Here is a 7,897-nt window from a genome sequence, read left to right on the forward strand (position 1 = left end):
CAGTCGTCTCCTTCGCGATCGAGCACTACGAAGTCCAGGACCTCGCACCAGAACCGCGCCAGTGCCTCGGGGTCGCGACAACCGAGCACGAGCTCACTGATACGGCATGCCATGTACGAAACCTGCTCTCGACGTGGGAACTGCTGGGGCGTCCGCGCGCGGAACCCCTGGGCTCCCCGGAGCGGGAACATGATCGAGACCGTACCGGGTGAGGCGAGCAGGCGGGAAGACTATTTTTTTGGAGGAGGGCCTCGCCCCGGCCGGGCCGCCGGAACAGGACCGCAGGGCCGCCCGGTGGAACAGAGGGGAAGGTGACGTCAGACCCTGGCTTGATCTTTGACCTGCGCGGCGTGGCCGTGGAGTGGTGGGTTTCGTCGTTCGCTTTTTCGGGGCACAGCGCGCCCCCGCCACGCCTCCATGGGCCCGGGGGTGTCGGGGTGTGCGGCGGCTACGGCTGTGCGCGCGGGGCTGCCAGGGGAAGGCGCAGGAGTTGTGCGGCGGCGTGGTGGCAGCCCTCGCCAGGGTCGGGAGGGGTGCGGCTTTGCGGGCCGCTGTCGATGAGGGAGGAGGAGTGGGTGCATGTCTGCGACGGGGGCGGGGGAGGGGACGGGATCGGGGCGCCTGGCGTGGTGGTGTCAGTTGTCGTCGGGTGTGCCGGCCACGATGGCGCTGACGGGTGTGCCCGCCTCTACGGTGCGGCTGACGGTGCACAGCCGGTCGTGGGAGGTTTTCACGGCCCGGGGCAGGATCGCCCGGGAGCGGTCGCCTGAGGGCTCGTCGGGGAAGGCGGCAGTGAAGGTGACCGTGAGGTCCGACATCCGGTTTCCGTGTTCGTCCTGGACCTTGTTGCCGCTCACGGTGACGGTGAATGTGGTCGGCTCGCTGTGACGGGTGGTGGCGGCCTCCACGTCGGCTGCGGTGCATCCGCCGATCGCGGCGAGGAAGAGCTCGACGGGCGTGAATCCGGCGCTCTGGCCGGTGGCGAAACTGAGCACGTCCCCGCGGGCGTTGGTGGCGGTGAACCGTCCCGGGCCGGCGCGTTCGATGGTGACGGAACGCAGTGCATCATCAGTCATGGCGCCGACAGTAGCCTCGCGCTGTACAAACCGTCCGCAGGCTTGCCCGGGCTGCCCCGGACAGGCGCGCAGCACGGGGTCGTTGCAGATCTTCCGCCCTGCAGCCCATCGGTGGACGGGAGGGACCGCCGTGCTCAGAAGTATGAACCCGACGACATGCGGGCTTTGCGCCGCCACCGATGTGCCGGCCTGGCAACGCAGATCCGGCAAAAGCCGCGCCGGCGTCGAGGCGGGGGCCGCTACCGTGAGGCCATGAGCACGCTGGGCCGGGCCGAACTCGAGACCCTGATCGAAGAGGGCCCGCTTCTCCGCCCCGGCCGCGAAGGTCCTCGACACGCTGCCCGAGCACGTCGAAGGCATGGTGTGGGACGTCCTGGACGCTGCCGCCAGTGACCCATGGGGCTTCCGGCAGTGGAACCCCGATGACCCCGAGGGCGGGGACGCCCGCCACGCCTCCGTCGGCCAGCTCTCCCTCACGTACTGGGTGAACCGGCCCCGCGCCGCCTGTCCGTCCTCGCCATCACCTGGCTCGGACAGCCACCCGTACAGGCGACATGACCCCGGCCTCTAGTCGCCGGCCTGCGTGAGCAGGTCGTACCGGATGCCGTCGTAGCGTTCCTGAGTCTCACGGATGATCGAGATGAGGAGCATGACGGCGATGATGCAGCGCCCCGGGCTCAGGTGGGACAGGGGCAGGTGGTGCACAACAGCGTGCCGGGAAAGAGTCGTTGGGACCGCTTCGCCCTTGCCCGGGTCGTAGGGGGTGTAGAAGGCATTCAGCGGTGCCAGTGCGTACTGATACGTGGGCAGGTAGTCGTTCGGCTTCTTTTCGCCGGCCTTCTGCAGCCTCTTGTGAGCGCCTGGCCCGCGGGGGACGTGGGTCAGGTTGTGGAGCATCTGCTCGACCCCGGCGACGGCGAGGCACGCGGCGGCTTCACGGTGACCGTCGGACCATGCCGCCATGGCTTTCTCTCCTGCCTCGACGTCACCGGCGATCCATTCATCGGTGCACTCGTCGAGCTTGAGACGGCACAGGGCCTGGATACCCTCCTCGTCGTCGACCAGGGCGGCGAGCTTGTCGTCATGCAGCGCGTCCATCTGCACGGTGCTGCCCCACCAGTTCTCGTGCCGTACTCCGGTGCAGAAGGGCGGCATCCGGTGGGTTCCGTGGACAGCCGGATTGTAGGTGTCCCAGATCAGGCCCCAGTCGCGGAGCTGGGAGAAGATGGCCGTGGAGTGACCTGCGGAGAGGTCGCTGAAGGTCATGAGCTGATCTTTCCGTGTGGCCGCGATCTGTGTGGCTAAAGCAGCACAAGCGCGCATGTGCACCGCGGTGGGGACCGCCGTTACGGGCAGAAGCGCGTCAGTTGTCACAGGGGCAGGCTTGTTGGCACCGGCGGTGTTGTGGGTGGTTGTCGATGGGTGTAGCTCGGGCTCTGGGAAGCTCGTGGGGCAGGCCGTGAACTGCCGTGACTCCCTTCGCACCTGAGCCGCGGCCCTCAGTTCTTCGATCAACGACACCGTCGGCGCCGCCTCCCAACCGTCACGGCTCTCCGTATGAGCTTGAGTCGCCGGTCGTGGTTGGCGGGCGGCACAGGTCGCCGGGCCGGGCAGGTGCCGCTTTCTTCGGCCCGGCTTCATGGTCGTTGTGTCAGCGCGGGGCTCGCTGGTCGTAGTCGCGCTGACGTGCTTGGATCTTTGCGGCGTTCGCGACGGTCCAGTCGTAGAGGTGAGCGAACGGCTCGCGCAGGGATTCGCCGAGGGGTGTCAGCGAGTATTCGACGCCGACCGGCGAGGTCGGCAGGACGCGGCGCTCGACCATCCCGTTGCGTTCGAGCCGGCGCAAGGTCTGCGTGAGGACGCGTTGCGTAACGCCGTCGAGGCGGCGCTTGATCTCGTTGAACCGGCGTGGTTCGACCAGAACCGCCATCACCATCATCGACCACTTGTCGGCGATCTGATCGAGGATGGGCCGGCTCGGACAGTCGGCCCGGAACACCACGTCGTGCTCGGCGATGGCCCGGTAGACGGCCTCAGAAGTGGCCATAGCGGTATCCTCCACGATCCCTGGGATGCCTGAAGTGCCTTATTGACGCAGGTCACAGCCGGTTTCACTGTAGGTATGCAACAGGAACCAGAATCCTGCCAGGTACCTAGGGGAAAAGCCATGGGCCACGACGCCTACCAGACCCTGCGCGTCAGCCGGAAGGATGCAGTCACACACGTCACGATCGACAACCCGCCGATCAACGTCCTCAGCGTCGGGGTCATGAGCGACCTGCGGCGCCTGCTCACCACGCTGGCCGGCGACGACACCGTACGCGTGATCGTGTTCGACAGCGCGGACCCCGACTTCTTCCTCGCCCACGTCGACATGACCATCACCCCGGACGCCCTCGCCGGACTCATGGCCGACCTGCCGGACGGCGTCAACGTCTTCCAGGCCGTCGGGGAGCAGCTGCGCCGCCAGCCTCAGGTAACCATCGTCAAGCTCGCCGGCAAGGCGCGCGGCGGCGGAGCCGAGTTCGTCGTAGCCGCGGACATGGCGTTCGCGGCGACCGGCACGGCCGGGCTCGGCCAGATCGAAGCCCTGATGGGCATCGTCCCGGGCGGCGGCGCCACGCAGTACCTCACCGAGCGCGTCGGCCGTAACCGCGCCTTGGAGATCGTGCTCGGCGCCGACCTGATGGACGCCGAGACTGCCGAGCGGTACGGCTGGGTCAACCGAGCCGTCCCTGCCGACCAGCTCGACGAGTTCGTCGACCGCCTCGCCGGTAACATCGCCGCGCTGCCCGGCAGCGTCGTCGCGGCAGCCAAGCGCACCATGGTCCTCCGCGATCATTCTGATGGTCTGGCGCGGGAGAACGACGCCTGGGCAGGGCTCGTATTCCGTCCGGCCACGGCACAGCTCATGGGCGCCGGACTGGCCAACGGCGCCCAGACCCGGGACGGCGAACAGGACCTCGAGGGTCTGTTCCGCCATCTCGCCGGGCAGTTGAATGACCACCCGTGACAAGTCGAATGCCTCCTCGGTGACAACCAGACTGCTTCGACTGTTCCGCTTCGCCAGCTCACGTGGCTCCGCAGGAGACAACTCCTGAGCTTCGGCTCACGTCAGCGGCCGAACAGTCACTAACGCCTGCGTACTCTGCTAGGGCCCCGCAACTGCCGTACCGCCGCTTTGCGCCCGGGGCGGGGCTGTGATCTGCATGTTGGTCCTGTCGAGCTGCCATCGGCCGGCCTGGTGAAGAGCGGGGAAGCAGCGTGCGTACCGACTGATGCGAACCGCGATCCACCGCAACTACGAACCCGGCGATCGGTTCATGACCCGCTTCGAGATCGGGCAGACTTTCGACATCGGCACCAAGGAGGCTGCGGCGGCAGTCCGCCAGCTGGTAGCCGAAGGCCACCGTGCGGTTCCTGGTCCTCCTGGGCATCAACCACTCTGACCAGATACCGTGTCTGGAGGTCACCGCCGGGGTGACATGCTTGCTTGTTCAGTCGGTTCTGCGGCGCTGCGCCTGCTGTTGCTTCAGGCGGCGGCGTGCCCACGCGCGTTTGGCCGGCCCTCTGGTGCTGGGCTTGGTTGCGTCGGTCTGCTCGAGGAGTGGGAGGTCGCCCTGCGCGAGCGAGCTGCCGGAACTGCTGGCGCTCTTGTAGCCGAGCAGTGCTGCGGCCTCGGGCCGGCAGGGGGTCCGTGCCATCCTCGGCACAGAACCGCAGGTAGTTCGCGACCGCCCGCCCGTACGCGTCGACCGTGTTGGGGGCTTGTCCGGTGTTCGCCATGAACTGTGGCCACCGCCGGGCCAGTTGGTGTTCTGCGGCAGTGGGGACTTGCCCCACGGAATGGGGGCCATGACCTGCGGAGCAGACCCGCCGTACGCTGTCCGCAGTTCGGTTTTCCGTGCGAGGTTCTCAGCGGTCGTTCACGGCGGCGTCGGGCGGCAGTACGTGACGTAGAGCATGTGGCGCCGGGATCGCACCGCTAACGCCGGTGCCGCCCGGCCAGCATCCTCTGCCTTTCCTCTGGAGGACTCTCGTGCAACCGAGCAACGAAGGTCTCCAGGATGTTGAGGATGGCGCTGTCTGACAGTCCCTGGAGCTCGCGCTCCTTGCGGACGAACGGCTCCAGGGCGGCCCACGTTTCGATGTACCGCCGGTGAAGCAGTGCGCTGACGAACCGCTCGTCCATGATGTCGAGATAGGCCAGGATCGCGTACAGCTGGAAGAAGTACCCGACATCGTAGATCTTCTTCTGCACGTCCTCATCAAGGCCTGAGATCCCGCCGTCGCTTGACAACCCGGGTAATTCGTCGCGAATGAAGGCGTAGTTGCGGTGGAACTCAAGCGAGCGGAACTCGGTCAGGAGCTCGATCAGCGGACCGACGTGGTTTCCGTGTCGCTGCGCCATGAACTGATTCTTGGCAAGCCATGAGGAAACGGCCAGCGCGAAGACGGATACCGCTATGGCTCCTATGTTGACCAACGTTGAGGTATCCACCGTGCCGTCCCGGTCAGCAGTTGTCGACGGTCAGTTGAGCCAGGAAATTGTGCAAGAAGGTATTCACGACGCCCGGGCACTGTAGATGCGGCCAGTGTCCGTCGCAGTACGGTCGCAGATCCGCAGTCGAGATCAGCGGATTCAGCGACTGCAACAGCGTCAGGTTGGTGTCCCTCTTGCTGCGGAGGTAGAGGGAGGGCACACGGCATCGGCGCCAGAGCAACTCGGGCTTGAACATGAGAATGTCGTGCCAGAGCGGCCGTACAACGTGTTCGGGGGCACGTTCCAACGCGTCGAAGACGAAGGCTCGCTCCTGTGCCGTCGCGGCGGTGCCCTCCCCCCACGCTGAGGCCATCGAGGCCATGAAGTAGCTCCGCCAGTCGTTGGTTTCCGATTCCCGGGCCCGGATTCTGTTTGCCTGCCGATCGGCTTCACCGATTGCGATGTTCGTATCGAGCACGACGACACCGTGCACAAGAGCAGGAAGGTCCACGGCGGTCTGCAGGGCAATGAGCCCGCCAGCGCTGTGCCCGACCAGAACGACACTGCGGTAACCCCGTGCACGTAGTTCACTGCCGACCGCTCTGGTCATCGACGCGATGGTGTACCGAGGGGCACACAATTCTGGTGACTCTCCATGTCCGGGCAAGTCCAGACTGAGCAGCTGTAAGCCAGGGTCAAGCCCTTCCAACTGCCGGACGAACTGCCCCCGCTCGCAGCCCAGTCCGTGGAGGAACACCACGGCCGGGCCCGCTCGCGGCATGGCGGCTTCGGGAGCGCGCTCCGTAGCCGCAAGCCGCAGGCTCGCGGTCGTCATCGGACAGGAAGTCATGGACTTTCCCTTCGTGTGGACCAACCCGGTCTGCTCCGCTGCGGAAGAGAGGGGAGAGTGTTCATCGGTGGGGCAGGAAACCACGGAGACTGCGAAGTCCGATGGACCGTAGGACGTCTTCGGCAGGCTTGCCGCTGGCATGGACATAGAAGCTTTCGAAGAACGGGCAGCAAGGTGCCTGCCTGGCCTCGCGTTCTGCTCGAATATAGGGCTCCAGAGTTACCCAGACCTGACTGATGCGGAAGTGGAAGATGCCCAAGGCGACACGGGAATCGACCATCCCCAGCGCGTACATGATGGCGATGTACTCATAAGTGAAGGCGACGTTGCGCGTCATGGAGCGGGCCGGTTCGGGTAGAGCGTCCATTCCGCCGTCCGGCGGATGGTCCCGAGCGAGCTGCGTCAACACGTACCGCTGGTCGCTCTGGAATTCTTTGTCACGGATGTTGCGCATGGCTACTTCAAGGACCCACGTCATGTCGCTCTCGGATCGTGCATGGCGCGTCTGCCGTACCGTGGCGAAACCCGAAAGTACCAAGGCGATCAGTGAGACGATCAGTGAAGCGGCGTTGTACATGGTGCCACCCGGTGCAGTGTTCGGACCTCGGTGCGCTGAGAATGCCAGCAAGGCATGTACGGAGAGCAGTTGCTGGCAGTGAACCCAGCGCGGGACTGGCAGTAGTGTGAACCCCGTCGAAGTCCTCAACAAGGGTGCCTCGTACGGCCGTTGACTGGAGCGACAGAAGGGCCTCCAGATGCGTTCGGCAGGGCGTTACAGCGAAGCGCCCAGGGCCTTGGAGGAGTGGGACGGTTTCGTGTATGTCCCTGTCGGCACTGCCCCCGGCCTCGCAGCAGCCACGGCCTGGGGCCACGGGCCCGACTCCCACGAACCGACCGATCAGGAGTAGGGCCCCGGTGGAGGCGCCCGGCGGCGTCGGAGGCACTTGGCCAATGCTGCCGTCGCCGGGCTCGGGATCAGAACGGGTAGGTGACCGTCTTTGAGCCCGGGGTGATCTCATGGAGGTGAGGGCCCATGCCTGTCGTGTCCCGGACTACAGCCGATGGGCCCGCCGGTGGGCAATCAGCGGATCAGTTCCTGGTGATGAGCAGGTTCAGCCGTTTCGCCTCACCGTGGACGTCCACGACGGCGGGCCTGCCGCTTGGAGGCGGGCGGGCCCCGTCGTGGCTCTGCTCAGTAGCGGGACTCGACCCACCAGGCGATCAGGTGCCCGCGACCCGGACTCGTTCAAGTTCACGCTGACCCAACTCCTTTGCGCGATTTTGCTCGATGAGCCGATGGGTTGGGACCCGAACGGCCTTGCCCAACTCGTCGACCACACGCTGAGAGGGGCGGCGCAACGACCGGCCTGCGGCGAGCTACCGCGCATCGAACCCCAGGCAGTCGAGGCCCTCAGCCAACGGGCGGGTCATGTCCCGCTGGGTGGTGTAGTCACGGCGGCTGTTTTGCTTCCGGTTGTGGGGGCGATC

At 66.2% G+C, this 7,897-nt stretch carries 9 protein-coding genes; 2 read left to right on the top strand and 7 right to left on the bottom strand.

The genetic code is table 11. The annotated features are described in order from the left end of the window. The 4 genes from IE226_RS43165 to IE226_RS43180 form a co-directional block, all read right to left on the bottom strand. Nucleotides 1-113, bottom strand: a 113-nt coding sequence (locus IE226_RS43165; protein ID WP_506417427.1) for a VOC family protein, incomplete at its 3' end; no start/stop codon positions are given. Between the two features lie 522 nt (nt 114-635). Then, on the bottom strand, nt 636-1,076 hold the full coding sequence (locus tag IE226_RS43170) for an OsmC family protein (RefSeq protein ID WP_190087015.1): 441 nt from the start codon (nt 1,074-1,076) through the stop codon (nt 636-638). 567 nt (nt 1,077-1,643) lie between these two features. Further along, the gene (locus tag IE226_RS43175; protein WP_190087016.1) at nt 1,644-2,342 is read right to left on the bottom strand and encodes a hypothetical protein; all 699 of its coding nucleotides are present in this window, start codon (nt 2,340-2,342) and stop codon (nt 1,644-1,646) included. A gap of 385 nt (nt 2,343-2,727) precedes the next feature. Then, nucleotides 2,728-3,123 carry a winged helix-turn-helix transcriptional regulator gene (locus tag IE226_RS43180; RefSeq protein WP_190087017.1) on the bottom strand — a complete coding sequence of 132 codons (396 nt, stop codon included), beginning with the start codon at nt 3,121-3,123 and terminating at the stop codon, nt 2,728-2,730. A gap of 120 nt (nt 3,124-3,243) precedes the next feature. Between IE226_RS43180 and IE226_RS43185 the strand changes: the two genes are divergently transcribed. Beyond that, on the top strand, nt 3,244-4,089 hold the full coding sequence (locus tag IE226_RS43185; protein ID WP_190087018.1) for an enoyl-CoA hydratase/isomerase family protein: 846 nt from the start codon (nt 3,244-3,246) through the stop codon (nt 4,087-4,089). 972 nt (nt 4,090-5,061) lie between these two features. On the opposite strand, the gene IE226_RS43190 is transcribed toward IE226_RS43185, so the two are convergent. The 3 genes from IE226_RS43190 to IE226_RS43200 all read right to left on the bottom strand — a co-directional run bounded on the left by IE226_RS43190 (nt 5,062) and on the right by IE226_RS43200 (nt 6,986). Continuing rightward, entirely contained in the window at nt 5,062-5,487 is a 426-nt protein-coding gene (locus IE226_RS43190; protein WP_190087019.1) for a DUF4760 domain-containing protein, read from the bottom strand. Between the two features lie 103 nt (nt 5,488-5,590). Then, on the bottom strand, nt 5,591-6,556 hold the full coding sequence (locus tag IE226_RS43195) for an alpha/beta fold hydrolase (protein WP_308429611.1): 966 nt from the start codon (nt 6,554-6,556) through the stop codon (nt 5,591-5,593). After that, the gene (locus IE226_RS43200) at nt 6,471-6,986 is read right to left on the bottom strand and encodes a DUF4760 domain-containing protein (RefSeq protein ID WP_190087021.1); all 516 of its coding nucleotides are present in this window, start codon (nt 6,984-6,986) and stop codon (nt 6,471-6,473) included. The genes IE226_RS43195 and IE226_RS43200 overlap by 86 nt, the downstream gene beginning before the upstream one ends. A gap of 178 nt (nt 6,987-7,164) precedes the next feature. On the opposite strand from IE226_RS43200, the gene IE226_RS44745 reads away from it, so the two are divergent. Further along, the gene (locus IE226_RS44745) at nt 7,165-7,317 is read left to right on the top strand and encodes a DUF6087 family protein (RefSeq protein WP_229871972.1); all 153 of its coding nucleotides are present in this window, start codon (nt 7,165-7,167) and stop codon (nt 7,315-7,317) included. Nucleotides 7,318-7,897: the final 580 nt, after the last annotated feature.

It is taken from the genome of Streptomyces longisporoflavus (assembly GCF_014649775.1).
Taxonomy (GTDB): domain Bacteria; phylum Actinomycetota; class Actinomycetes; order Streptomycetales; family Streptomycetaceae; genus Streptomyces; species Streptomyces longisporoflavus.